The sequence below is a fragment of the Kribbella sp. NBC_00382 genome, assembly GCF_036067295.1.
Lineage (GTDB): Bacteria > Actinomycetota > Actinomycetes > Propionibacteriales > Kribbellaceae > Kribbella.
Window position 1 is genome coordinate 5,756,885 of sequence record NZ_CP107954.1, and the last position, 23,080, is coordinate 5,779,964.

A 23,080-nucleotide genomic window follows, 5' to 3' on the forward strand; every position below is an offset into this window, starting at 1 on the left:
TCCCTCCACCGCCGCGCCGCGCGACCCTTACCGGAGCGGGTTATAGCCCTTCTCGAAGCTCGCTTTCAGGCGGAGAACGCTCTTCACGTACTGCTTGGTGTCCGGGTACATCCCGTTCTTACGGACGCCGCCGAGGCCCTGGTAGTAGCCGGCCACCGCGATGTCGAGCTTCGCGGCCGAGGTCAAGCGATTGAGCAGGACGACACCGGCCGTGACGTTGTCCTGGGGCTTGAGCAGGTCGAGCCGGCGGCCGACGAAGCTGGAGGCGAACTTCCCGGTCGACGGGATCACCTGCATCGTGCCGATCGCGTTGGCGGGGGAGACGACCCGCTGCTTCCAGCCGGACTCCTGCCAGGAGATCGCCAGCGCCAGCTCCGGGTCGACGTGGTAGCGCTTGGCCGTGTGGATGATCATCGTCCGCATCTGGGCCCGGGTCGGCAGCTTGCGCTTGCTCAGGGCGGCGCGGTTGGCGTCCGCGGCCGAGACGATGTGGTCGGCGTACGTACGGCCGGCGAAGGTGTTGTTCTTCTTCTTGCCGGACTTCTTGGCGACGGGCTTCTTAGCGACCGGCTTGGCGACGATCTTGACCGGGATCAGGATCTTCTTGCCGATGTAGATGTGGTCGCTGACCTTCAGGCCGTTCGCGGCCAGCAGGTTGGCCTGCGAGCAGCGGAACCGTTTGGCCAGCTTGCTGACCGTGTCGCCGGCCTTCACGACGTACGGGACCCGGCCGAGCTGTGAGCGCTTCTTGACCGGGCTCTGCTTCGGCGCCTTGCCCGGCAGTTGGAGCACCTCGCCGGCATAGATGGCGTTGCCGTTGCCGGGCAGATTGTTCAGCGCGACCAGCGTCCGGACGTTCGTCCCGTACGTCGCCGCGATGTGGCTGAGCGTGTCACCGTGCTTCACCTTGTACTGGCCGAGGCCGGGCGATCCGGCCGTGATCACTCCGGCCGCGAGCACCGGGACCGCAAAACCAGTCGTTACCCGCAGGACCTTTCGCCACGTGTTGCCCATCTTTCCATCTCCCCGTGTGAATGTCCCTTGACGGTAAGTGGTGGTACAGATGTGACAACAGGTGCGCATGGGTCGTTTGTTACGGCTGTGATGAAAAGGTAACAATTTAAGGCTGAACTACACGATTGTGGTTCACAATCGAGTGTTTGCCATCAGCAACTGGTGCCAAGGGCATCCAAAACAGAAAGACGAAAAACGGAGGTTGTTAGAGGGTGGCTCTGCCGTCCAGCGGTGACGAGGCCTGTGCGGAGTGGTAGCGGCGCGGGATCCGGCCGGCCAGCAACGCGTTCCGTCCGGCCGTCACGGCGTCGCGCATCGCGGCGGCCATCAGGGCCGGCCGCTCGGCTCGGGTGACGGCCGTGGCGAGCAGTACGGCGTCGCAGCCCAGCTCCATCGCCAGGGTCGCGTCACTCGCCGTGCCGATGCCTGCGTCGAGCACGATCGGTACCTTGGCCGCCTCGACGATCATGCTGATGTTGTGCGGGTTGCGGATCCCCAGACCCGAGCCGATCGGCGACCCGAGCGGCATCACCGCCACACAGCCGACCTGCTCCAGCCGCCGGGCCAGGATCGGGTCGTCGTTGGTGTAGGCAAGCACCGAGAACCCGTCGGCAGCCAAGATCTCAGCCGCATCCAGCAGCTCCACCGGGTCGGGCAGCAGAGTGTGGTCGTCCGCCACGACCTCGAGCTTGATCAGGTCGGTCTCCAGGGCCTCCCGCGCCAGCCGCGCGGTGAGTACAGCTTCGCCGGCGGTGAAACACCCGGCAGTGTTCGGCAGTACTGCGATGTCGTGCTTGCGGAGCACATCGAGGACAGACCCCTGCTGGCTCGGGTCGAGCCGCCGCAACGCCACAGTGGTCAGCTGAGTACCCGAAGTGACCAGCGCCTCCTCCAGTACCTCGAGACTCGGCGCGCCGCCCGTACCCATCACCAGCCGCGACGTGAACTCGCGACCCGCGATCACCAGGGTGTCGTCACTCATTGTTCCTCCTCAACCGCCCTGGACCGCGGTGAGGATCTCCACCCGGTCCCCTTCGGCCAGCGTCGTCCCGGGCCACTCTGTCCGGGTCACCACAGCCTCGTTCACCGCTACGGCCACGCCGACCGGGCTGCGAGCCCAGCGCTCGACCACCTCGGCAACAGTCGTTCCAGCGGTGATCTGCTCAGTACTGCCGTTGACGAGCACGTTCATGGCGACACCCTAACTTCGGTGAAGCGGCTTGCTTGGAACGGTGCCGCCAATGCGGGGAGGACGCCGGTATGGACCGTCTCGGCGATGATCTGTGCGGTAATCGGAGTGAGCAGTACCCCGTTGCGGTAGTGCCCGGTAGCCCACAGCAGGCCGTCGATGCCAGAGGGTCCGAAGATCGGCGCATTGTCGGGCGTAGCCGGCCGCAACCCGGCCACTGCCTCCACAAGCTCCAGCTCGTCGACCAGAGGCAGGATCATCCGCGCATCCCGCAGGAGCGCGAACACCCCACCAGCGAGGACCCGAGTGTCATAGCCGAGCTCTGAGGTCGTTGCACCGACCACTAGCTCGCCACCGGGCCGCGGTACGAGGTAGACGGCAAAGCCGCGAGCAGTGGCCCGCACTGTGTGGCTGAGAGCGGGCCGGTACGCCGGGGGCACCCGTAGTCGCAGGATCTCGCCCTTGAGCGGCCGGACCGGGACCCGAAGCTCGGCCGGGATGCCGTCCAACTGCGATGACCACGGGCCGGCCGCTGCGATGACGTGGCCGGCGTGGATCGTCGAGCCGTCCTCCAGCTCGACGCCGACTGCCGTGGTACCGGTGATCAGGACTCGGTTGACGCGTTGGCGGACCAGGGCCACGCCGGATAGCTCGGCGGCGCGGAGCAGGGTGGACACTGCTTGGCGGTTGTCCACCGAGTGGTCGCCGGGGACCCAGACGCCGGCGGTGACTCCTGCGGCGAGTAGGGGTTCGCGTTTGCGGGCCTCGCGGCCGGAAAGCTCCTCGACCTCCAGCCCGAGCCTCCGCTGGTAGTCGGCCAGCCGGCGGATCGCGGCCGCATCGTCGACGTCGTACGCGACCGAGAGAGTGCCGGTGCGATGAAGGCCGGCGGATTCACCGGTCAACTGCTCCAGCTCTGCAGCGAAGGAGGGCCAGGCGGCGACGCTGGCCAGGTTGAGGGCGAGCAGCGCGTCCTCGCCGTACTCGACCTCGGTGACCGGTGCGAGCATGCCGGCCGCGACCGAAGAGGTCTGACTGCCGGGTGTCGGGTCACATACCGTCACCTGGATACCGTCTGCAGCGAGTCGCCAAGCGGTTGCGAGACCGATCAGCCCCGCGCCGATGATGACGACATCGCAGGTTCGCTCAGCCATGCCGCCAAGACTACGTCTGTATACACATGGCAGGCTGGGCCTGTGATTGAGCACACCGCAGACGCCGGGCTGCGTGACCGGCTGGCCGACGCCCACCTCTATCTCTGCACGGATGCGCGGGAGAAGCAGGGCGACCTCGAGCAGTTCCTGGACGCAGCCCTGGGTGGTGGCGTCGACATCGTGCAGCTGCGGCAGAAGGACTTGGAGGCTGCCGATGAGTTGGCCGCCCTGGAGGTCTTTGCCGACGCCTGCAAGCGGCACGGCAAGCTGCTCGCCGTCAACGATCGCGCCGACATCGCCTTCGCCGCGGGAGCCGACATCCTGCACCTCGGCCAGCGGGACCTGCCGGTCCGGGCAGCGCGGGCCATCACCGGGATGGAGCCGGTGATAGGCCGCTCCACTCACACCTTCAGCCAGGTGAACGCCGCTGTCGATGAGCACGGCTCGGACTACTTCTGCGTCGGCCCGACCTGGGCAACCCCGACCAAGCCCGGCCGTGCCGCCGCCGGGCTCGAACTGGTCTCGTACGCCGCCAGTCGCCAGTCCGCCAAGCCATGGTTCGCCATCGGCGGGATCGACCTGGAACGGCTCGACGAGGTCGTCGAGGCCGGGGCGACGCGCGTGGTTGTAGTACGGGCGATCACGGACGCTGATGACCCGGCCGAGGCGGCAGGGGAGTTCAGTCGGCGGCTCCGGAGTGCCGGATGATCAACAACCCGAGGACTGCCCGGATCATCGCCGCAGTGGTCGTCGCGATGCTGGTGATCACTCTTGCCGCGTCGCTGTTCGGCTGTAGCTCGTCGGACTCCGCGACCAAGGAGAAGCTGAGCAAGGACCCGGTCAGTGGCCTGATGTTCGTCTCCTCGGCCGACCTGCCAAAGGAGGCCCAGCAGACGCTCGCACTGATCGACAAGGGCGGGCCGTACCCGTACAGCCGCGACGGGATCGTCTTCGGCAACTTCGAGAAGCTCCTGCCCAAGCAGAACAAGGGCTACTACCACGAGTACACCGTGAAGACTCCGGGCGAGAAGGACCGCGGTGCTCGCCGGATCATCGCCGGTAAGAGCGACGAGCGTTACTACACTGACGACCACTACAAGTCGTTCCGCCGGATCCAGGAGGACGGATGACCCAGCTGCGCGCGCTGTTGAGCGACGGCCTGCGCCCGGGCGTCTACCGGTGGCACTCCAAGCTCACTGCCGACGAGGTACGCCGTACCGCCACCGACGCCGGTTGGAGCCTGGTGCACCTCGACACGACGGGTGTGCACGACAAGGCAGGCTTTCTGGACGTGTGTGCGACCGCCTTCGACCTACCGCGCTGGTTCGGCCGCAACTGGGACGCACTGGCCGACTCGCTGGGGGACAGGTCGACCGGAGAGCCGGAGATCGTGCTCTGGGACGGCTGGCGCGAACTGCTCGACCATGACCACGACACGGTCGACGTGGCGCTCCAGATCTTCACCGAGGACGCCAACGAGTCAGGTCAGCTCCGGGTGCTGCTCCGCGAGGCCGACGACGTACCAGACCTGGTTACCGAGGTACCGGTGCTCTAGGCAGCCCGAACCGAGCCGGTACTCCGGCACTGAACGCCACATGGTCTGGTGGGCGGCTGCTGAGCCCGCCTAGTCCTACGGAGGCGAGCAGCCCGCGATCCTCGAAGGTCTGGAGCTCTGCTCGCTGCAGGACCCAGGGCGGGTGCTCATTGGGCATGTACCAAGTACGGCCTGCCCTGCTGAGGTGTAGACCCCAGCGGGCCGTCAGGAAGTGCTCTAGCGGGCCAAGCTCGAGCTGGTCGCCTACTAGCGTCTCGATCGTGCTGCTGGCGTTGATGCGGGGCCAGCGCAGGGATGTGCTGTAGGTATGGCGGTCGCCCGTCGCGTGGTGCTGCATGCGTGCCCAGCGGTAGGGGATGCCGAGGGTGCTGCGCGATCCGGCCACCAGGGGGAGCCAGTTGGCGTCGAGGCTGAGGAAGACGACGCCACGGCGGCCGGTGCTGTCCACGGAGTACAGGCGGACGTTGGTCTCCAGGAAGGACCTGAACATGACCATCCGGAAGGGCACCAGGCCAACGTATGTCCGTCCCTCGAACGTGTCGGGCCTGGTGCCTGCCGGGAAGTAGTGCGCGACGCTGGCCGGCTCTACTGCCCAGTGAATGAAGGACAGGTCGAGCCACTGCTGCCGGAGGACGCGTGGCCGGGCTAGCTCAGGCGCCTGCGGCCAGGTCTCGGTCATGGAGGCAATCTAGCCCCGCCTGATCCGGTACGAACCGCAGCTCCCGCCCGCGGTTCGCCTCCCGCACCCAGTCCCGGAATGACGTACTAGCCGCTTCATGAGCCGAGACGTCGCCGAGCACGATCAGGCCCATCCGGTAGTTGACGAACTTCTGCACGATCGCGCCTGCCAGCCCACTGCTCAGCTGGAAGAACTCTGCCGGCAGCAGCTCGACCGGCACGACCACCGTGTCGGCCTCATGCGCGTAGTGCGCCTCCGCGATCGCGTCGACCGCATCCCGGTCGTTGGCGATCGCGGCGGTCGCAAGATAGGTCCGCAAAGTACCGTATCCTTCCCTGAAGAGTGATTTATAGGGAATTCTAAGGCATCTGATAGGGATCTAGCGTGTTGTTTTCGGTCGAGCAGGTGGCGGAGCAGCTGGGGCTGCATGTGCGGACGGTGCGGAACTACGTCCGCGACGGCAAGCTGAACGCGGTCCGGATCGGGAAGCAGTACCGGATCAGTCGGGAAGATCTGGAGGCGTTCACGGGGATTGCGGCGGTCGACGACGGCGGCCCGAGCGAGCGGCGGGTGGAGGTGTCGAGCATCGTGCAGGTCGATGCGATCGACCGGTCCGGCGCCGACCGGATCAGCACGCATCTGCATGCGGCGGTCAACCAGGGCGGCCTCGGGCGGCTGCGGGTCGAAACGGCGTACGACGAAGACCGCAGCAGCCTCAAGCTGATCATCCTCGGCGATCCCGAGGTGACCGCCGACCTGCTGCGGATCGTCAGCCTGCTGGCGAAGGCCTAGCTGGCAGCGAAGGCCTTGCTGTCGGAGGTGGCCTAGCGGTCAGAGGTGGCGGGCAGTTGCGGCGATGGCCAGGTCGGCGAGGGCCTTGCGGGAGGTCTCGTCATCGATCGGTGAGCGCTCGAGCGCGTCGAGGGCGTCCTCGGTGCGCTCGGTGATCAGGTCCTCGCACGCCTGGACCGCACGGCTGTCCTGCAGGATCTCGCGCAGCAACTGGATCTGGTCGTCGTCCAGGTCCGGCCGCCCGAAGAGCCGGTCGAACTCGGCCAGCTGCACCTCCGAAGCATGCTCGACCGCGTACGCCGTGAGCACCGTCCGCTTGCCCTCCCGCAGGTCGTCGCCGGCCGGCTTCCCGGTCAGTGCCGGATCGCCGAAGACCCCGAGCAGGTCGTCACGCAACTGGAACGCCTCACCCAACGGCAGCCCGTACGCCGAGAGCGCATCGATCAGGTGTTGCCCACCGCCGCCCAGAGCCGCACCGATGTGCAGCGGCCGCTCCACCGTGTAGGTGGCCGCCTTGTACCGCAGTACCCGGAGAGCGCGGTCCATGTCGGCTTCACCCGAGGCCTGTGCGACCAGGTCGAGGTACTGCCCGGCCGTCACCTCCACCCGGACGGCGTCGAAGAACTTGGAGGCTGCCGCCAATGACGCCGCGTCGAAGCCCGACGTGTGCAGCATCTCGTCGGCCCAGATCAGGCAGAGGTCGCCGAGCAGGATGGCTGCCCCGATGCCGAAGCCGACCGGGTCGCCGCCGTTGCCGGTCTTCTCCGACCGGGCCCGCTGCAGCGCCTCGAACCGTCGATGAGCCGCCGGTGCTCCCCGGCGTACGTCGGAGGAATCCATCACGTCGTCGTGCACGAGCGCGCTGACGTGCAGCATCTCCAGGCTCGCCGCAGCCTTCAGGATCGGCTGCTTCGGGTCGCCACCCGCGGCCCGGAATCCCCAGTAGCAGAAGGACGGTCGCAGCCGTTTACCGCCGCTGGTCGCGTCGCGGGCGGCCTGGACCTGCTCCTCGAGCTCCGGTCCGATGGCGGAGAGCCGCACCTGCTGGACGTCCAGGAAGGCAGTCAGAGCGGTCTGGATCTCGGTCGGGATGTCTGCGTCGGCATACACGTCTCGGAGGGTAGTCGGTCCGGGCACGGAGCCCCACGCCCCGGTAGCCTTGACCTCATGGCAACCGGTCTCCCGTCCACCCTCCCGGGCAGTACGCCGACTATCCGCGAGCTGTTGTCGAGCGGTGAGCCATCCTTCTCGTTCGAGTTCTTCCCGCCCAAGACGCCCGAGGCGGAGGAGGTGCTGTGGCACTCGATCCGCGAGATCGAGCAACTGCGCCCGACCTTCGTCTCGATCACGTACGGCGCAGGCGGCACGACCCGGGACGGCACCATCCGGGTCACCGAGCGGGTTGCCCAGGACACGTCGTTGACACCACTCGGGCACCTGACCTGTGTGTCGCACTCCCGCGACGAGCTGCGCTCGGTCGTCGGCGCGTACGCCGGATCCGGAGTGCGCAACGTCCTCGCCCTGCGCGGCGACCCGCCGGGTGGCCCGTCGCAGCCGTGGGTGGCGCACCCCGAGGGGCTGAACCACGCGATCGAGCTGGTCGAACTGGTCCGTGAGCTCGGCGACTTCTGTGTCGGTGTCGCGGCCTTCCCCGACAAGCACCCGGAGGCGGCGGACCTCGAGACCGATGCCCGCGTCCTCGCGGCGAAGGCGGCGGCCGGCGCCGACTACGCGATCACCCAGATGTTCTTCGGCGCGGACGACTACTTCCGGCTCGTCGAGCGGGCCTCGGCGCTGGGCTGCGACATCCCGATCCTGCCGGGCATCATGCCGGTGACGAACCTCAAGCAGATCGAGCGGATGGCGTTGCTGACCGGGATGGCGCTGCCGACGGTGGTGACCGATCGGCTGCACGCGGTCGCCGACGACCCGGCCGCGGTACGAGCCGTCGGCATCGAGATCGCGAGCGAGCTGTCCGACGCGCTGCTCGCCGGTGGCGCGCCAGGCATCCACTTCATCACCCTGAACCGCTCGACGGCGACCCGTCAGGTCTTCCGCAACCTGCAGCCAGCGGTTGTCTGAAGCCCTATCCTGATCCGATGGCTGACCCGTCGGATCTCCTGATCGACCGCACCCTGGTACTGCTCCGGCATGCGAAGGCGGTGCCGCCCGAGTCGATGCCCGACCTCGAACGGCCGCTCGCCGACCGGGGCCGGGCCGACGCTGCCGCGGCCGGCCGCTACTTGGTTGCCCAAGGCATCGAAGCCGAGCTGGTCCTGTGCTCGCCGTCGATCCGGACCCGGGAGACGTGGCAGTACGCGGCCGAGGCCGGCGCACTGGCCACCGATGTCTGGTACGACCGGCGGATCTACAGCGCCGGCACCGACGAGCTGCTCGAGGTCATCTACGACGTACCAGTCGAGGTCCGGACGGTGGTCATGGTCGGCCATGCCCCGGGCATCCCGTGGCTCGCGGACGAGCTGGCGCTGAACGGCACCAGCCCGAACCGCGTCGAACTCACCCAGAAGTACCCGACCTCAGGCCTGACGGTCCTGCACACCACCAGCCGCTGGGCCGACCTAGCCGCGGACGACGCCGACCTGGTCGACTACGTCATCCCACGCGGCTAAACCTCAGGTCCGGGCCGTCGGCAACCAGTGGGTAGAGCTGTTGATGGTAACCATCCGTTGCGTGGCTCGGGTCAGTACGACATAGAGGGCCCGTACGCCGCCCAGTGTGTCGCTGACGATGCGGTCCGGCTCGACCACGACGACTGCGTCGTACTCGAGGCCCTTGGAGTCCAGCGGGCTTAGTGCCACCACGCGGGAGTCGCCCAGCTCTTTGAGCACCGAGTCAATTGCCGGCCTGAGCGCCGGCGGAACGATGACGCCGACGGTGCCCTCGACCAGCTGCAGGAGCTCACCAGCGGCATCGGCGGCCGCCTCGGCGACCTTGCCCGCGTCGAAGATCCGGTGCTCGGGATCCACGCCGGTCTGGCGTACTGCGTTCGGCAGGTCGGCGTCGGGGATCTGCTGCCGGATCACCTCGCCGGCGAAGGCGTAGATCTCCGCCGAGTTCCGGTAGTTCGTCGAGAGCCGGAACGTGTGCCGCTGCAGGTGCGACAGCATCGAGTCCATCGCCGCGCGTGCCTCGGCCGGGTCGGGCCAGGAGCTCTGCGCCGGGTCGCCCACGATCGTCCAGCTCGCCTGCGGGCCACGACGCGTCACCATGCGCCACTGCATGGGGGAGAGGTCCTGTGCCTCGTCCACCAGCACGTGCGCGTACTCGTCCGGCTCCTCGGCCTCTGCGGCCGCGATGGCCCGCTGGCGCCGCTCGGAGGTCGTCAGTACCTCGTTGACGCCGTCCGAGAGCCCCTCGAGCCAGTCGAATTCCTCGTCCTTGCCGGCCTCGACCACAGGTGGCCGCCCGAGCAAGTTGCTCAGCTCATCGAGCAGTGCGACGTCCGCGATGGTGAACTCGCTCGTACTACGAATCGCCGCCGCCAGCTGGTCGATCTCCACTGGGGTGAAGTCCCCACGCGACCAGCGCTGTGCTCGCCGGGAGTCGCCCAGCCAGCGCAGTACAGCGCCAGGGGTGAGCACTGGCCACCAGGCCGCGAAGAACTGCTTGTATGCGGGCAGGTCCGTGACGATGTCGCCGAACGACTCGCGGTCGCCGTAGACGCCGTTGCGCAGGTCATCGGGGAACCGCTGCCACAGGGCGGCCACCAGGCCCTTGCGGGCTTCCGACCCGGCCTTGTTGCGCGGAGTACGACGCAGTGCGTTGCGGCGGACGTTGTCGAGCTGGTTGGCGTCCAGCTCGACCGTGGCGCCGTTGATGAACACCCGGAGTGTGGTGGGCGCATCGGGCACCCGGTCGCGGGCTGCCCGGGAGAGCAGGCCAGTCATCCGCAGGGAGCCCTTGATGGCCGCTACATCCGCCTCGTCGACGGCAGTAGCGCGTACGCCGTCTACGAGCTCGCCTACCGCTCGCAGCGACACGGTGTTCTCGCCGAGGCTGGGGAGCACTCGCTCGATGTAGGCCATGAAGGCTGCTGACGGGCCGACCACCAGGACGCCGCCGCGTTCGAACCGCCTGCGGTCGGAGTACAGGAGGTAGGCGGCGCGGTGCAGTGCCACGACCGTCTTGCCGGTGCCTGGGCCGCCGCCGATGACGGTGACGCCGCGGGCAGGGGCCCGGATCGCCTCGTCCTGCTCGGCCTGGATGGTGGCGACGATGTCACGCATCGTGTGGCCACGTGCACGCGACAGGGAGGCCATCAGGGCGCCTTCACCCAGTACAGGCAGGTCCGAGGGGGAACGCTCGGGTGCGAGCAGGTCGTCCTCGAGCCCGGCGATGCGGGGGCCCTTGTTGCGCAGTACGCGGCGCCGGACGACCTTCAGCCGGTCGGTCGCGGTGGCGCGGTAGAACGGCTCGGCGGCCGGGGCACGCCAGTCGATGACCAGTGGCTCGTACTCTGCGTCGCGGACGCCGATGCGGCCGACGTACAGCTTCTCCAGGTCCGCTGCGGCCGGTACCGGCTCTGTCTCGTCGCCCTGGTCGGAGTCGAGCCGGCCGAACACCAGGCCCTCGTGCTCGGCGTCCAGCTCGGCGATCCGTCGAGCCGCGGCGAACACCAGCACGTCGCGCTCGTACAGGCCGGTCTGCTCTTCGTCGCGGACCCGGCCCACGTTCTGGGCCTGACCGCGCTGGTGCCCTTCGACCGCGATCCGGGACGCTGACCGGGCGGCTTCGGCGACCCGTTCGTAGACCCGGTCGACGTGCTGCTGCTCGGCCTCGAGCTCAGCTCGCTCGACGTTCTCGAGATCGGTCGACGTGGGGGATTGATCCACCGGGGTCCTCTCTACTGCCGGGATACCTCCCCGACACGGCACACATGAACGACCAATCTTAATGCGCCGCGATCAAGCTTTGCCGACGGCGTCCGCGACGATCGCTGCGCCGAGCGTGGTAGCGGGTACTCCGACCCCTGGATGGGCACCCGCGCCGACGCAGTACAGGCCTTTGACGGGGGAGGTGTTCGCCGCCCGACGCCGGGCGGTTTTGTAGCCCTCCCAGGCCACTCCGGCCCACCAGGAAGGGGAGGTCTGCCGGGAGACGACCTTGTCCCGGATATGGAGTCCTCTGGCGACCAGGAGGTCCAGTACGTCGTCAGTGGGGTAGCCGTGGACCAGTACCGACCAGGCCTGATGCCCAGCGGGGGCCTTGCCGCCAGTACGGACCACCACCGTCGGCTTGCCGTGCAGGACGGTCTCGAAGGGCAGGGACGGCACTGGGTCCTTCAGGCCTAGATGAACGACATACGCGGCCTGGGCCTGGTGGGTGGAGAGCACCTTGTGCCGGACCTTCTTGGCCTGCGGGTCGTCGACCAGTTGCCCGTAGAGATCGCGTGGGTCGATGTCGCTGACCACTACCTCGGCGGGGAGCGTCTTGCCGTCCGCCAGCCGGACACCGGTCACCTGGCCGTGGTCCGTGTCGACCCCGACGACCTCTGCGTTGGTGTGGACGTCGATCTTGCGTTCGCTCGCCCGCTGCGCGAGAGCATCGGCCAGTACGCCGAAACCGCCGTCGATCGTCCAGCGGCCGAACGTGCGCTCCAAGTAGGACCACACCCCGACGTAGCCCGGCGTGAGCTTGGGGTCGGAGCCGTGCTGGATCGCGTAGTACCGCAGTACGGCGCGGGCGCGCTCGTCGTCGAGGGAGCGCTGCGCAGTGCGCTCCAGCGACTGCCACGGCTTGAGGCTGCGGATCGTGGCCAGCGGCAGCTTGTCCATCAGCGGCGGCTCCAGCGAGGTCTTGCGCAGGATCTGCCAGGTCTCGCCGTACTTGTCGACCAGGTCCGTCCACTGCTTCGCCGTCTTGTCGTCAGCGAGGTCTGCCCAGGCCTCTGACTGCAGTGCTCGGTCACCGACCGGCAGGTCGAGTACTGAGCCGTCAGTGAAGAGGTGGCGACGCGGCTCGGTGATGGGCTCCAGCTGGGCCAGGCTCTCGATCGGGCGACCACTCTTGCGGAACAGGTCACGCAGGGCGGCCGGGAGCGTAGTACTGGCTGCTCCTGCGTCCCAGCTGAATCCGTCGGCCTCTACCCGGCCGAGGGCGCCGCCCAGGCGGTCGTCCTTCTCGCAGACGGTGACCTGGTGGCCGAGCTTGGCCAGCCGTACGGCGGTGGCGAGACCGGCTAGGCCGGCCCCGATGACGATCACGCGGGCCATCAGACTGCACTGCTCCCAGTTGCTGGATTGCTACGGCTCTCCCGCCAGGCGCGGAACCTGGCGAGTCCCCGGCGGATCGCGCGGAACGCGAAGTACACGGAGATCAGCCCGATCAGCAGCAGGATGGCGGCGATGATCAGGGCTGCGGTCGGGTGGAACGCGGCGAGGGAGACGACGCCGGCGACCGCGACGTCCTCACCGGACGAGGCGGCGATGTTGGTGACCGGCTCGGGCGAGGTGTTGATCGCTAGCCGCAGGCTCGACTTCACCGCGTGGGACAGCAGTGCGACGACGCCGCCGGTCGTGGCGATGAACGCCTGGTGCAGGCTGCTCGCCTGGCCGGCCAGCAGGGCGGCGATGATGGCGCCGACGGTCGGCCGGATCAGCGTGGAGACCGCGTCCCAGGCCGAGTCGATGTACGGGATCTTGTCGGCGACGAACTCGAACGCGAACAGGGCGCCGGCCGCGATCAGCACACCGTTGGTGGTGAGCGCGTGCGGTACGTCGTCGACGCCGGCGAACCGGCCGAGCAGACCGAGGATCAGCACGCAGGCATAGGCGTTGATACCGCTCGCCCAGCCGGTCGTGAACGCCAACGGCAACGCTTCCATGGCCCCTCGCTTGTCGTCAGAATCGAACGCTCTGACCTCAAAAATGGTTAACCGTTGACATCCGGTCTCGCGCGACCCAGAGTGAACGGGTTGCCGGTCTGAGTGACCGTAGTCCCATCAGGGTCAGGGAGAACAGAACATGCGTCGTCGTCCGAAGATTCTCGCCGCACTGGCAGTGGTAGCGCTGCCCATCAGCATGACCGGCGTGTCGTCAGGTGGTCCACCCGCGGCGACCGCTGCGACGCCGGGGCCCGCGTCCGCCGCGGCGGCTGAGGCGTTCCGATCCGCCGCGGCGAAGTACGGCGTACCGGAGTCCGTGCTGATGGCTGTGTCGTACGCCGAGACGCGGTGGGACGACCACCAGGGCAAGGCCAGTACGTCCGGTGGCTACGGGCCGATGCACCTGACGGCTGTGGCGCCGAGTGAGCTGATGGAGCGGTCCACTGGCGAGCAGTTGGCCAAGGGGGAGTCGCTGCGGACGTTGTACACGGCATCGAACCTGACCGGGCTCGATCCCGTTGCACTGCGCAATGACACCGCTGCCAACATCGCTGGTGGTGCAGCGCTGCTGGCCTCCTACCAGCGGTCGCTGAAGCTGCCTGTGGGCGCCTCTACCTCCGCGGCTTCCTGGTACGGCGCAGTGAGCACCTATGCCGGGGCATCGGACCGTACTAGCGCCGCTGGCTTCGCCGACGACGTCTACGCGATCCTGGCTCGCGGTGCGGCCCGTACTACCAACACCGGCCAGCAACTCGTCATGCCGGCGCTCAAGGTCACGCCGGACAAGGCGCAGTTGGCCAAGACTGCTCTGCCACTGGCCAAGAAGGCGGCTGCTGCTACCCAGTGCCCGGCGCAGCTTGCTTGCGAGTCGCTGCCGGCGCCGTACTCGCAGTACGGGCCCGGTGCTGGTGACTACGGCAACCATGACCTGGCGAACCGGCCGAAGACGGGCAAGATCGACTACATCGTCATCCACGACACCGAGGGTGGCTGGCAGGGCACGCTGAACCTGATCCAGGACCCGACGTACGTGTCGTGGCAGTACACGATGCGCTCGTCCGACGGGCACGTCTGGCAGCACGTGAACGCCAACGACGTCGCCTGGCACGCGGGCAACTGGTACGTGAACATGCACAGCATCGGGATCGAGCACGAGGGCTTCGCCGCCCAGGGCGCGACCTGGTACACCGAGGCGCTCTACCGCAACTCGGCCAAGCTGGTGAAGTACCTGGCCAAGCAGAACAACATCCCGCTCGACCGGGCGCACATCATCGGCCACGACCAGGTGCCCGGCACGGTGCCGTCGACAGTGGCGGGGATGCACTGGGATCCGGGACCGTACTGGGACTGGGAGCACTACTTCGACCTGCTGGGCGCACCGATCTACGGCCACAGCATCTTCCCGGTGAAGGCCGGCACGACGGTCACCATCAAGCCGGGCTTCGCCTCCAACCAGCAGGTGGTCACCGACTGCACCACAGCCGGTCAGCCGTGTGCGCCGCAGGGCACCAACTTCGTCTACCTGCGCCAGGCGCCGGACGACGCGGCCCCGCTGGTCAAGGACCTCGGCAACCGGCCGAACGGTGCGGACAGCACCACGCAGGTGTCGGACATCGGCGGGCGGGCGGCTGCTGGTTCGCAGTACGTGGTCGCTGAGCGCTCGGGCGACTGGGTGGCCATCTGGTACCTGGGTGCCAAGGCTTGGTTCAAGAGTCCTGCTAGCGCGCCCGACGCCTTCGCCAAGCCGGGGCTCGTGGTGAAGCCGAAGGCGGGCAAGACGTCCGTACCGGTCTATGGGCGGGCCTACCCGGAGCAGGCCGCTTACCCGGCCGGTATCCCGTACCAGGCCGTCACGCCGCTGCAGTACTCGATCAGTGCGGGCCAGGCCTACCCGGTGGGTGACGCGAAGATCGAGACGGACTACTACCGCGCCACGACGTTCGCCGGTCAGCCGCCGACGGATCACGTGCAGGTGCTCGGTAAGGACCGCTACTACCAGATCTGGTTCGGCCACCGGATGGCATACGTCCGTGCCGCTGATGTGGACCTGAAGCTAGCCTACTGACCATGCCCTACGACGAAGCCGTCCAGCGTCTGCTGGACGGCTTCGTCGCGTCTCTGCCATCGGTGGTACCGCTGCGTGCGCTGTGGCTGCATGGATCGCTTGCACTGGGCGACTATCAGCTCGGGGTCAGCGACCTGGACTTGATTGCTGTTCTCGACGGGCCGGTTGGCGATGCTTCGGGGTTGCAGGCGCTTCATCGCTCGCTGGAGGCAGCGCATCCGTTGGCGAGTGGGCTGCACTGCAGCTACGTGCGTGTGGATCAGTTGGCTGACGCGTCGCTGCTGCATCCGACCTGGGCACACCGGGAGTACTTCGAGCGGCCGGTGACGGCTGTGACCCGGCGCGAGTTGATGCTGGGCGACCTCAGCATCTATGGGCCTGCGCCGTCTTCGTTGCTTCCGGCAACTAGTGATGCGGAGCTGGCGGCGTTCGTCCGGGAGGACCTGGAGACGTTCTGGTACCCGGCTGCCCGCAAGTGGAAGCGCTGGTGGGCGGACGTCTGGGTCGACCACGGCCTCATCACCGTCGCCCGGGCCGGCGTCACCCTGACCGACGGCCGCCTGATCACCAAGCGCGAGGCCCTTGAGCTCCTGCCGTCGCTCGGAGCCCCGCCAGCGATCGTCGCCGATATCTACGACCGTCGGTACGGAGGCGCGGCCTTTCGTCGCAACCCGGCGTCGCGCCTTCGCCGTGGCCTGCTTGCGCGACGCTTCGTCCGGACGACCATCGACGGCTTGCTCGCCTAGCTGTGCCTTTGGGTGAGGTGGACCTTCACCTCGTCGCCGGCCTGGCTCTTGCCGAGTTGCTTGCACAGGGCGGCGCGTAGCGGCATCCAGTGCGGGCCGGCGCCTGACGGCATCAGCGTTGCGTCGTACGGGTGGCCGTCGACCGTACCGGTCACCTTCACTGCCTTCCTGGTGCCCAGCACCTCGGCCGAGTCGGGCACGGTGAGGTACGTGGCGAAGGCGCCGTCCTTCTCGATCACTGCCGTGAACTCGTGGTCCAGCGGTCCCTGCGTCATCGTCGGTTCCCATCTGTCGAGCGGTTGTTGCCAGATGAGACTCCCGCCGGGCGCCGGACTCATCGGTCCGGCGCTGACGAGTTTCAGTTGACGGTGATCGGGGTGCCGTTGGTGACCTTGAGCAGCTCGGCGTACGAGGTCGGGAAGACCGAGTGGGGGATGCCGGCGGCCGCCCAGACCTCGGCGTACTGGTCGAGGGTGGTGTCGACCAGTGTGCGGACCTGCTGCGGGTGCCCGACCGGTGCGACCCCGCCGATCGACTGGCCGGTGTGCTCCTTCACGAACTCCGGCGTCGCGCGGCGGAGCTTGCCGATACCCAGCTCGGCGGCGACCTTCGCGGTGTCCACCCGGTGCGCGCCGGACGTCAGGATCAGTACGGGGGCGCCGTCGCCGTCGAAGATCAGGCTGTTGGCGATCGCGCCGACCTCACAGCCGAGCTCCTCAGCAGCGGCGGCTGCGGTCGGTACTGCGTCGTCAAGGATCTTGATCTCACCAGTGGCACCGGCTGCCGCCAGTGCATCGGCCACCCGCTGGACATTGGGATGAGTGCTCACGTGCGGAACCCTACTTCTCGTAGATGCTGATCAACTTGCGGTAGGCCTTGGGATTGCTCAGTACTGCGGTGTTGTCGGCGAACTGGCCGATCGCCCCGACCAGCCCGAGCTCCCGCACCTGCTGGTCCTTCACTGCTTGCAGGCAGGCCTGCACGAACCGGTCTGCGCCGAGCACGATCGCCGGGCGCTCGTGGTACTGCTGCGGCTCCACGTCGACGGGTGTGGTCAGCCTCAGCGCGTTGAACCGGACCGCTGCCTTCCGGTACGCCGATGTGAGCGCGCGCTCGCGCTCTGCGAAGGTGCCGGCTTTGAGTGTGTCTTCTAGATCGCGGTCCAGCCCGTCCGGGTGGCCGAGCTGGGCGAAGGCAGTGCCGAGCCACTTCGTGTAGGGCGCGTAGGTGCGCTCCATCAGCAGGGCCAGCCGCATCAGGTCGCGGGTGAGACGTGCTGCGACTACGCGCGAGCCGAGCTCGTCCCCGACCTCGGAGGTGCGCTGGACGAAGGACTCCTCCTCAGCGATCCGGGACCACTGGCAGGCGATCATCCAGCGCCAGAGGTCATCCGGGTACCACCGGAGCTCGTCCCGTACCACCTGCAGCCGTCCGTCATCGGCGTACACCTGACCGCTGACCACCCCGAGCAGCTTCTGCTGCGGAGTCACCAGCCAGTCCTGGAGGCTCAGGTGGCGGCCGTTGAGCACACCGAGGTGCTCCTCGAGCCAGGCGTCGACAGTGGTGACCGTGATGTGGTGGATCGGCTCTTGGGTGTCCCAGCCGAAGCGGACGGGGTGCCCGCGGTACTGCGTCGGCAAGCCTTGCTCTACTGCGGTGGTGACGTGGTCTACCTGGTAGGCGTCGACGAAGACGTGCAGGCGCGGGCCCCAGCCGTGGTCCATCGACCTCTGGGTGTCGTAGCCGAGTACGTCTGAGCCCCAGCCTAGTAGGCCTGCTGCGTAAGGGGTCCCGGTCAGCAGCGGGCGGATGATCTCGTCGTGGAAGCCCTGGCTCAGGGTCCGCGCGGAGATGAAGGCGCTGCCGGTGGTCATGGGGCTGACAGTAGTTCGGGGGAGTGGGTGGGTACATCCGGTTTTAGGTGAACTCAGGGGGTGCCTGGCGTACCGGCGTCCCGGGTTCTGGCGTCCCGGCCTCCCGGCGTCCGGCCCCAGGCCCCAGGCTCACGTGAGCGCTGCGGCGCCGAAGGAGACGTTGAAGCGGTTGCACCAGATGGAGACGCTGCGGAGGGCGGTCAGATCGACGTCGGCGGGGATCGCGTAGTTCTGGTTGCCCTGGTTGCCTTTGAGCTGGCCGAGGCTGCGGTACCGGCCGTCGTCGAAGACGTGCCAGCCGGGTCTGCCCTCCACCACCTTGGCGTCGCTGAGCCAGACCTCGAGGTCTGGGCCGTCGGAGGTGGCCAGCGCCTCCAGGCGTAGTACGCGGGAGCCGTTGGGCAGTTCGAGGACTGAGGCGGTACCGGTGGTGCGGTGCTCGTGGGTGATGAAACTGCCTTTGGCGAGCTGTCTTGGGGCGCTTGCCGTCGTGGTTGCCGTCGTAGTTGCCGGAGTGCTTGGCGGCGTCTGGAGTGGGGTCGCGGCGGGGGTCTGGCGGCGGCCGCCGGAAATTGTCGGTGGCGCCGTCGAGGATGTGGTCATGGAGATCGGATCGGCGCCCGGAAGCGCTTCGTCGACCACCTTGCCGGTGAAGAGCCGCCAAGGCTGGAAGAGCGGCAGCGCGACGGCTGCGACCACGGCGGCGACCGCCACGGTGGCGACAGCGAGGGTACGGCGGCGGGTGCTCGGCATCGATCGGCTCCAGTCCGTCACCCGGCGGGTCCGGGTGCTGGCTCCAGTCTGGCCGCGGGAGCACCCGTCGCGGCCCGCCGGCCGCTTACGTCCCGTTGACGATTGTCGGCGGGCAGGGTTACGCTTTCAGTGTTCGAACAGATGTTCGATTGCCGCCAGGCCGGTCTCGTCGGGAGACCGGGCGCCGGCGATCGGAACGACTGAAGGACTCCGGTGCGGAGTTGCGGCCGCATCGGTAACCGGTGGTCCCGGTGGGCCGGGCGCCGAGGTGGACCTCGACCCCCACCTGGCGCCCACCCACCGGGCCGCTGACCAGGGGAAGAAGTTCGCGCACAGGAGGCGATGCAGCATGTGGGAGTTCGATGAGTCCGTCGAGGTGCGTTCAGACGTCGTGGACGGGATCGAGACTCCACAGCAGTTCCTGTGGCGCGGACGGCTATGGCGGGTCTGTGCGGTCGAAGCCCACTGGGTGGAGACGGCGGCCTGGTGGGAGCGTGGCGTGATCGGCGCCGGCGTAGGCGCCGCGACGGCAACCGCGATCGCGGGATCATCCGCTTCCGTCGGTGTGCTGGATGCGGATTGGGGGCCGCAACGGGCGGTCTTCCGCGTGGAGGCAGGGTGCGGCCGGCATGGCCGGCGGGAGATGTTCGATCTCGCGCACGACCCGGACTCAGGACGTTGGCAACTCGAGAGGGTGACGGACCGATGACAGTTTCACCGGTTTCGCCGGCAGCCGCCGGCTCAGCCAGCCGCGATCTATCCCGGGCGCGGACCGCGCTCACCGAGGCCCGCGAGGCCGACGACCACCTGATCCGCTACTCGAGCGCCCACGTGGCCGCCCTCCGAGTCGCCGCCGCGGTGCTCGCCGTCCGAGCCCGCCCGGCCCGCTCCGGCGCCCGCCGTCGCGTCCAGCGCAACGCTTGGGTGCTGCTGTCCGAGGTAGCCCCCGAGTTCGGCGAATGGGCCTCCTTCTTCGCCGCCGGCGCCACCCAACGCGCCGCCGCCGAAGCAGGCCTCGAACGAGCCGTCACGACCCGCGAGGCCGACGACCTCGTCCGCGCCGCCGAAACCTTCTACGAGCTGGTCGAATCCAGCCTCAACCTCACCACTCAACCCGTCCTCCCCAGGGCTTCCGACCCCCAGTCAGTCCTAGCCCAACCCTGGATGCAGGCAAGCTAACCCGCCCACATCCCCACCAACGCAGCGCCCGCGGGCCCCCGTCCCGCGGGCGCTCGCCTATCCCCACCCCATGCACCCAAACCACCCCACGCACCCAAACCACCCCACGCACCCGAATCAGCCCCCACACACCCGAATCAGCCCCACGCACCCGCCGCGTCCGCTCCTGCGCCGCTTCCGCTCTGGGTGCTCCCGCCCGCCCGGTGTGTGCGCTCCTACGTCGCGCGGTGCGACCACGCTGATGATCACCTGCTTGCCGGGCTGCAGGTGGTTCCGAGTGGTCGCCCGGGTGAAGGAGTACTCCGGCGCTATCTACGTACAGCTGCTCGTGTCTCGGACACCGGGGCTCCTGTGGTGGTCGGCCGGGGTTAGGTGAATTGCATCGGGTGGGTGGATTCCCGCGCCCGCTGCGTCCACTCCTGCGTCGCTTCCGCTCTGGGCGCTCCCGCCGCCCTGGTGGGCGCTCCTGCGTCGCGCGGTGCGACCGCCGAGGCGGCACGTGGTTGCTAGCCGGCAGGTGGTCCGAGTGATCGGCCGGGTTGAGTGCTCTGGCGTCGCGCGGCTTGACCGCCGTGCCGGGCGCGCTGTTGCCAGACGGTCGGTGGTTTGCATGTGCTCGCCCAGATGCGCAGGCGCGTGCAATCGTCGTACAGCAGCTCGTGTGCCGTGCTCGCCGGCTGTGCCGGTCGTCGGGTTGGGTGAGTGGCATCTGGTCGACGCACCTGTCGCGCCCGCTCCTGCGCGTCGCCCCCGCTCTGGATGCTCCAACCCCCCTGGTGGGCGCTCCTACGTCGCGCGGCTCGAACACTGCGGTGGTCGCCAGGTTGTTGGACGGCGGGTGGTCCGAGTGCTCGCCTCGGTGAGTAGTCCTGCGCGATCGTGCTGGCCCAGGTGAGTACGGCTGCGCGGTCGGCGTGCAGGTGCGTCGGGCTGTTGCGTTGGTCGGCCGGGCGCAGGTGGTGGGGAGACTTTTCGCGGAGCTTGCGGAGGGAATTCGCCCGCAGAGGGGGTATTTGTCTCCCCAGTCTCCGGTCGCGGGCGGCTGGTAGTCCGTCGGGAATGGGGCGACGGAGGACGTTGGGGCTCTAGCCCGGGTTGGCGCCGCGGCTTGACGCGGTGGTGACCTCTCGGGCGAGTGTGTCTGGTGGAGTGGTTCCGACGCACCCGCCGCGCCCGGTCCTGCGTCGGGTGGCTCGATTGTGGTGGTGAGCGTGCTGTTGTCGGGCAGTCGGTGGTTGCGGTGCTCTCCCGGGTGGGCATGGCTGCGCTACCGGCGTACGGGACCGCCCTGGGTTCGGTTAACTCGCGGGTGTGGTCGTCGGGATTTCCAGGCACTCGACGGGGTCCGATTGTGCGGATTGGGTGGGCTGGTGATCGTCTGGATCTCAAGCGGTACCTGGCGTCTGGAAGCTGCCTAGGCCGTCGGCCATGGTCGGGTTGTTGCCCTAGGCAATGTTCTGGGGCTGGGCCTTGGGTGGGGTTCGGGGGAGCCGCATTGACTGCGCGCTTGATTCATTCACCTATTGTGCTAGTAGACTAGTTATATGTTTCTAGTCGAGGGGAAGGTCGAATGGTCAGTCGTCGGACCACGCTCAAGACCGGTGCCGGGGTCGTCGCCGTGGCTGTTGGAGGCGGTGGGGTGCTGGGGGCCAGCCCGCGTCCTGCCTCTGCGGAAGAGATTGCTACCAGCGTGGAGCCTGATGCTGCTGGGTTGCAGGAGGTTCTCGATGAGATGGCTTCGTCGGCGGCGTCTGGGGTGTTGGCTGAGGTGCGGGGTGGTGGTCGGGTTTGGCGGGGGAGTGGTGGGGTTGCTGAGCTCGGGGAGGGGAAGCCGGTGGTTGCCGGCGGGCGGTTTCGGGCGGGGAGTATTACCAAGTCGTTTGTGGCGGCTGTGGTGCTTCAGTTGGTTGGGGAAGGGCGGCTTCGGCTGGGGGACAGTGTTGAGCGGTGGTTGCCTGGCGTGGTCGCCGAGGGTGGGCGGATCACGGTGCGGCAGTTGCTGCAGCACACCAGTGGCATCGTGAACTACACGAATACCCGCGCGTTTCGCACTCTCTACGGCGGGGTTGACCAGGTGGTTGGGCTTCGCGATCGGACCTGGACTCCGCAAGAGTTGCTGAAGTTCACGGCGGGGGAGGCGTTGCTGTTCGAGCTTGGTACTTCGTGGATGTACTCGAATACCAACTACATCCTGCTCGCTCTGGTGATTGAGCGGGTGACTGGCAATCACTACGCCAGGGAGGCTGAGCGGCGGGTGCTGCGTCCGCTGGGGTTGCGCGGGACGGAGTTTCCTGGGCGTCGGTCGGTGATCGTGGGGTCTCATGCGCATGGGTATCTGCCGCGACGGGTGGGCGATCAGGTGGAGCCGGTGGATATCACCAGGTTCAATCCGTCGGTTGGTGGCGCATCGGGTGAGGTGGTGTCTACTGCGGCTGACCTCAACCGGTTCTTCCGTGCGTTGGTCACCGGCAGGTTGCTTCGGCCGGAGCAGCAGAGGGAGCTGCTGCAGATTCGGAGTACTGGGCGGGATTACGACTACGGGCTTGGGGTGGAGACCAAGGTGGTCAACGGCACGCGGCTGTGGGGGCACGAGGGTGACATCTTCGGCTATCAGGCTGCGTCCTGGAGCACGGAGGATGGGCGGCGGCAGCTGACTGTTTCTTACAACCCGTGGGGCAGCGGCGATCCTGAGTCGTTCATTGAGCGACTGCTTGCCGTTGCCTTCCGCAACAGGTAGCAGTGCATTCGCTAGATCGGGAGGGTGAGTGGTACGCGGAGGTCGGGGCCGTCGTTGTTGAGGAGGACGGAGGCCTCTAGGGCGCGGGCGCGGTAGAGGCGCAAGGGGTTTGGTGTTTGTAGGTGTTCGGGGGTGAAGGTGGTCAGGTCGGGGAGGCGGCTGCGGTAGGTGGGCGTGCAGCGGATTAGGTCGGAGTCGGGGACCTGTTCGGCGTGGGCGGTCAGGTAGACGGCTTCGGCAGTGAAGACCGGGCGCTGGGAGTCGTAGATGACGATGGCGACCTCGGGGCGGGCGGTGAGGTTGAGGGAATGGCGGCTGTCCGGGCGGGAGACCCAGTAGATGTCGGTACCGCCGTCGGGGGTGAAGTACACGGGAGATGCCCAGGGCCGGCCATCGCGGTCGGCGGTCGCGAGGGTCAGGTAGTGGTTGGCATCGATGATGCGGCGAGCTGTGTCTTGTGGGGTCATGACGCCAGCCTCGTACGGCGGTGAAGCGCGCG

The 23,080-nt window shown here is 67.9% G+C and carries 26 protein-coding genes; 11 read left to right on the forward strand and 15 right to left on the reverse strand.

Annotated features, from left to right (window positions below; all coding sequences use genetic code 11):
- Positions 1–27: 27 nt before the first annotated feature.
- The 4 genes from OHA70_RS27480 to thiO all read right to left on the reverse strand — a co-directional run bounded on the left by OHA70_RS27480 (position 28) and on the right by thiO (position 3,357).
- Entirely contained in the window at positions 28–1,014 is a 987-nt protein-coding gene (locus OHA70_RS27480; protein WP_328322549.1) for a LysM peptidoglycan-binding domain-containing protein, read from the reverse strand.
- A 205-nt stretch (positions 1,015–1,219) separates the two neighbouring features.
- Complete coding sequence (locus OHA70_RS27485; protein ID WP_328322550.1) at positions 1,220–1,996, reverse strand: thiazole synthase; 777 nt, start codon at positions 1,994–1,996, stop codon at positions 1,220–1,222.
- A 9-nt stretch (positions 1,997–2,005) separates the two neighbouring features.
- Entirely contained in the window at positions 2,006–2,206 is a 201-nt protein-coding gene (gene thiS / locus OHA70_RS27490; protein ID WP_328322551.1) for a sulfur carrier protein ThiS, read from the reverse strand.
- On the reverse strand, positions 2,203–3,357 hold the full coding sequence (gene thiO, locus OHA70_RS27495) for a glycine oxidase ThiO (RefSeq protein WP_328322552.1): 1,155 nt from the start codon (positions 3,355–3,357) through the stop codon (positions 2,203–2,205). The genes thiS and thiO overlap by 4 nt, the downstream gene beginning before the upstream one ends.
- Positions 3,358–3,399: 42 nt before the next feature.
- On the opposite strand from thiO, the gene thiE reads away from it, so the two are divergent.
- From thiE to OHA70_RS27510, 3 genes are read left to right on the forward strand one after another with little or no spacing between them, the layout of a single operon-like run.
- Complete coding sequence (gene thiE, locus OHA70_RS27500) at positions 3,400–4,065, forward strand: thiamine phosphate synthase (protein ID WP_328322553.1); 666 nt, start codon at positions 3,400–3,402, stop codon at positions 4,063–4,065.
- The gene (locus OHA70_RS27505; protein WP_328322554.1) at positions 4,062–4,487 is read left to right on the forward strand and encodes a ribonuclease; all 426 of its coding nucleotides are present in this window, start codon (positions 4,062–4,064) and stop codon (positions 4,485–4,487) included. Before thiE ends, OHA70_RS27505 begins: the two co-directional genes overlap by 4 nt.
- Positions 4,484–4,912, forward strand: a complete 429-nt coding sequence (locus OHA70_RS27510) for a barstar family protein (RefSeq protein ID WP_328322555.1) — start codon at positions 4,484–4,486, stop codon at positions 4,910–4,912. Before OHA70_RS27505 ends, OHA70_RS27510 begins: the two co-directional genes overlap by 4 nt.
- Here the strand turns inward: OHA70_RS27510 and OHA70_RS27515 are convergent.
- Complete coding sequence (locus OHA70_RS27515; protein ID WP_328322556.1) at positions 4,890–5,591, reverse strand: YqjF family protein; 702 nt, start codon at positions 5,589–5,591, stop codon at positions 4,890–4,892. The two genes, OHA70_RS27510 and OHA70_RS27515, sit on opposite strands and share 23 nt — an antisense overlap.
- A complete protein-coding gene (locus tag OHA70_RS27520; RefSeq protein WP_328322557.1) occupies positions 5,563–5,910 on the reverse strand; it encodes a DUF4180 domain-containing protein in 348 nt (115 codons plus the stop codon). The genes OHA70_RS27515 and OHA70_RS27520 overlap by 29 nt, the downstream gene beginning before the upstream one ends.
- A gap of 65 nt (positions 5,911–5,975) precedes the next feature.
- Here OHA70_RS27520 and OHA70_RS27525 point away from each other — a divergent pair, with 65 nt between their 5' ends.
- On the forward strand, positions 5,976–6,383 hold the full coding sequence (locus tag OHA70_RS27525) for a helix-turn-helix domain-containing protein (RefSeq protein ID WP_328322558.1): 408 nt from the start codon (positions 5,976–5,978) through the stop codon (positions 6,381–6,383).
- A 39-nt stretch (positions 6,384–6,422) separates the two neighbouring features.
- Here the strand turns inward: OHA70_RS27525 and OHA70_RS27530 are convergent, their stop codons facing one another.
- A complete protein-coding gene (locus OHA70_RS27530) occupies positions 6,423–7,493 on the reverse strand; it encodes a polyprenyl synthetase family protein (protein ID WP_328322559.1) in 1,071 nt (356 codons plus the stop codon).
- Between the two features lie 57 nt (positions 7,494–7,550).
- On the opposite strand from OHA70_RS27530, the gene metF reads away from it, so the two are divergent.
- Together metF and OHA70_RS27540 are read left to right on the forward strand one after the other, a co-directional pair.
- A complete protein-coding gene (metF, locus tag OHA70_RS27535; RefSeq protein ID WP_328322560.1) occupies positions 7,551–8,465 on the forward strand; it encodes a methylenetetrahydrofolate reductase [NAD(P)H] in 915 nt (304 codons plus the stop codon).
- A gap of 17 nt (positions 8,466–8,482) precedes the next feature.
- Positions 8,483–9,013 carry a SixA phosphatase family protein gene (locus OHA70_RS27540; RefSeq protein ID WP_328322561.1) on the forward strand — a complete coding sequence of 177 codons (531 nt, stop codon included), beginning with the start codon at positions 8,483–8,485 and terminating at the stop codon, positions 9,011–9,013.
- A 3-nt stretch (positions 9,014–9,016) separates the two neighbouring features.
- Here OHA70_RS27540 and OHA70_RS27545 read toward each other — a convergent pair whose 3' ends face one another.
- The 3 genes from OHA70_RS27545 to OHA70_RS27555 all read right to left on the reverse strand — a co-directional run bounded on the left by OHA70_RS27545 (position 9,017) and on the right by OHA70_RS27555 (position 13,227).
- A complete protein-coding gene (locus tag OHA70_RS27545; RefSeq protein WP_328322562.1) occupies positions 9,017–11,236 on the reverse strand; it encodes a HelD family protein in 2,220 nt (739 codons plus the stop codon).
- Positions 11,237–11,308: 72 nt separating this feature from the next.
- A complete protein-coding gene (locus OHA70_RS27550; protein WP_328322563.1) occupies positions 11,309–12,616 on the reverse strand; it encodes a phytoene desaturase family protein in 1,308 nt (435 codons plus the stop codon).
- A complete protein-coding gene (locus OHA70_RS27555; protein WP_328322564.1) occupies positions 12,616–13,227 on the reverse strand; it encodes a DUF4126 domain-containing protein in 612 nt (203 codons plus the stop codon). Before OHA70_RS27555 ends, OHA70_RS27550 begins: the two co-directional genes overlap by 1 nt.
- A gap of 139 nt (positions 13,228–13,366) precedes the next feature.
- Here OHA70_RS27555 and OHA70_RS27560 point away from each other — a divergent pair, with 139 nt between their 5' ends.
- Positions 13,367–15,292: an N-acetylmuramoyl-L-alanine amidase gene (locus OHA70_RS27560; RefSeq protein ID WP_328322565.1), complete on the forward strand. Its 1,926-nt coding sequence runs from the start codon at positions 13,367–13,369 to the stop codon at positions 15,290–15,292.
- 2 nt (positions 15,293–15,294) lie between these two features.
- Positions 15,295–16,038, forward strand: a complete 744-nt coding sequence (locus tag OHA70_RS27565) for a hypothetical protein (protein ID WP_328322566.1) — start codon at positions 15,295–15,297, stop codon at positions 16,036–16,038.
- Here OHA70_RS27565 and OHA70_RS27570 read toward each other — a convergent pair.
- The 4 genes from OHA70_RS27570 to OHA70_RS27585 form a co-directional block, all read right to left on the reverse strand.
- On the reverse strand, positions 16,035–16,313 hold the full coding sequence (locus OHA70_RS27570; RefSeq protein ID WP_328322567.1) for a DUF1905 domain-containing protein: 279 nt from the start codon (positions 16,311–16,313) through the stop codon (positions 16,035–16,037). The two genes, OHA70_RS27565 and OHA70_RS27570, sit on opposite strands and share 4 nt — an antisense overlap.
- Before the next feature lie 83 nt (positions 16,314–16,396).
- Positions 16,397–16,867, reverse strand: coding sequence for a YbaK/EbsC family protein (locus tag OHA70_RS27575; protein WP_328322568.1), 471 nt, complete (start codon positions 16,865–16,867; stop codon positions 16,397–16,399).
- Positions 16,868–16,877: 10 nt separating this feature from the next.
- On the reverse strand, positions 16,878–17,912 hold the full coding sequence (locus tag OHA70_RS27580; protein WP_328322569.1) for a DUF4037 domain-containing protein: 1,035 nt from the start codon (positions 17,910–17,912) through the stop codon (positions 16,878–16,880).
- Positions 17,913–18,041: 129 nt separating this feature from the next.
- Positions 18,042–18,665 carry a DM13 domain-containing protein gene (locus OHA70_RS27585; protein ID WP_328322570.1) on the reverse strand — a complete coding sequence of 208 codons (624 nt, stop codon included), beginning with the start codon at positions 18,663–18,665 and terminating at the stop codon, positions 18,042–18,044.
- A gap of 349 nt (positions 18,666–19,014) precedes the next feature.
- On the opposite strand from OHA70_RS27585, the gene OHA70_RS27590 reads away from it, so the two are divergent.
- The 3 genes from OHA70_RS27590 to OHA70_RS27600 all read left to right on the forward strand — a co-directional run bounded on the left by OHA70_RS27590 (position 19,015) and on the right by OHA70_RS27600 (position 22,581).
- Positions 19,015–19,374, forward strand: a complete 360-nt coding sequence (locus tag OHA70_RS27590; RefSeq protein WP_328322571.1) for a DUF6504 family protein — start codon at positions 19,015–19,017, stop codon at positions 19,372–19,374.
- Positions 19,371–19,844, forward strand: a complete 474-nt coding sequence (locus OHA70_RS27595; RefSeq protein ID WP_328322572.1) for an SAV_6107 family HEPN domain-containing protein — start codon at positions 19,371–19,373, stop codon at positions 19,842–19,844. Before OHA70_RS27590 ends, OHA70_RS27595 begins: the two co-directional genes overlap by 4 nt.
- A gap of 1,570 nt (positions 19,845–21,414) precedes the next feature.
- On the forward strand, positions 21,415–22,581 hold the full coding sequence (locus OHA70_RS27600) for a serine hydrolase domain-containing protein (RefSeq protein WP_328322573.1): 1,167 nt from the start codon (positions 21,415–21,417) through the stop codon (positions 22,579–22,581).
- An 11-nt stretch (positions 22,582–22,592) separates the two neighbouring features.
- Here the strand turns inward: OHA70_RS27600 and OHA70_RS27605 are convergent, their stop codons facing one another.
- Positions 22,593–23,048 carry a pyridoxamine 5'-phosphate oxidase family protein gene (locus OHA70_RS27605; protein WP_328322574.1) on the reverse strand — a complete coding sequence of 152 codons (456 nt, stop codon included), beginning with the start codon at positions 23,046–23,048 and terminating at the stop codon, positions 22,593–22,595.
- Positions 23,049–23,080: the final 32 nt, after the last annotated feature.

Coding starts and splice junctions, on each gene's coding strand:
- OHA70_RS27480 (WP_328322549.1), bottom strand. CDS start 1,014: ATGGGCAACACGTGGCGAAAGGTCCTGCGGGTAACGACTGGTTTTGCG.
- OHA70_RS27485 (WP_328322550.1), bottom strand. CDS start 1,996: ATGAGTGACGACACCCTGGTGATCGCGGGTCGCGAGTTCACGTCGCGG.
- thiS (WP_328322551.1), bottom strand. CDS start 2,206: ATGAACGTGCTCGTCAACGGCAGTACTGAGCAGATCACCGCTGGAACG.
- thiO (WP_328322552.1), bottom strand. CDS start 3,357: ATGGCTGAGCGAACCTGCGATGTCGTCATCATCGGCGCGGGGCTGATC.
- OHA70_RS27505 (WP_328322554.1), top strand. CDS start 4,062: ATGATCAACAACCCGAGGACTGCCCGGATCATCGCCGCAGTGGTCGTC.
- OHA70_RS27510 (WP_328322555.1), top strand. CDS start 4,484: ATGACCCAGCTGCGCGCGCTGTTGAGCGACGGCCTGCGCCCGGGCGTC.
- OHA70_RS27515 (WP_328322556.1), bottom strand. CDS start 5,591: ATGACCGAGACCTGGCCGCAGGCGCCTGAGCTAGCCCGGCCACGCGTC.
- metF (WP_328322560.1), top strand. CDS start 7,551: ATGGCAACCGGTCTCCCGTCCACCCTCCCGGGCAGTACGCCGACTATC.
- OHA70_RS27540 (WP_328322561.1), top strand. CDS start 8,483: ATGGCTGACCCGTCGGATCTCCTGATCGACCGCACCCTGGTACTGCTC.
- OHA70_RS27550 (WP_328322563.1), bottom strand. CDS start 12,616: ATGGCCCGCGTGATCGTCATCGGGGCCGGCCTAGCCGGTCTCGCCACC.
- OHA70_RS27555 (WP_328322564.1), bottom strand. CDS start 13,227: ATGGAAGCGTTGCCGTTGGCGTTCACGACCGGCTGGGCGAGCGGTATC.
- OHA70_RS27560 (WP_328322565.1), top strand. CDS start 13,367: ATGCGTCGTCGTCCGAAGATTCTCGCCGCACTGGCAGTGGTAGCGCTG.
- OHA70_RS27565 (WP_328322566.1), top strand. CDS start 15,295: ATGCCCTACGACGAAGCCGTCCAGCGTCTGCTGGACGGCTTCGTCGCG.
- OHA70_RS27570 (WP_328322567.1), bottom strand. CDS start 16,313: ATGACGCAGGGACCGCTGGACCACGAGTTCACGGCAGTGATCGAGAAG.
- OHA70_RS27580 (WP_328322569.1), bottom strand. CDS start 17,912: ATGACCACCGGCAGCGCCTTCATCTCCGCGCGGACCCTGAGCCAGGGC.
- OHA70_RS27585 (WP_328322570.1), bottom strand. CDS start 18,665: ATGCCGAGCACCCGCCGCCGTACCCTCGCTGTCGCCACCGTGGCGGTC.
- OHA70_RS27590 (WP_328322571.1), top strand. CDS start 19,015: ATGTGGGAGTTCGATGAGTCCGTCGAGGTGCGTTCAGACGTCGTGGAC.
- OHA70_RS27595 (WP_328322572.1), top strand. CDS start 19,371: ATGACAGTTTCACCGGTTTCGCCGGCAGCCGCCGGCTCAGCCAGCCGC.
- OHA70_RS27600 (WP_328322573.1), top strand. CDS start 21,415: ATGGTCAGTCGTCGGACCACGCTCAAGACCGGTGCCGGGGTCGTCGCC.
- OHA70_RS27605 (WP_328322574.1), bottom strand. CDS start 23,048: ATGACCCCACAAGACACAGCTCGCCGCATCATCGATGCCAACCACTAC.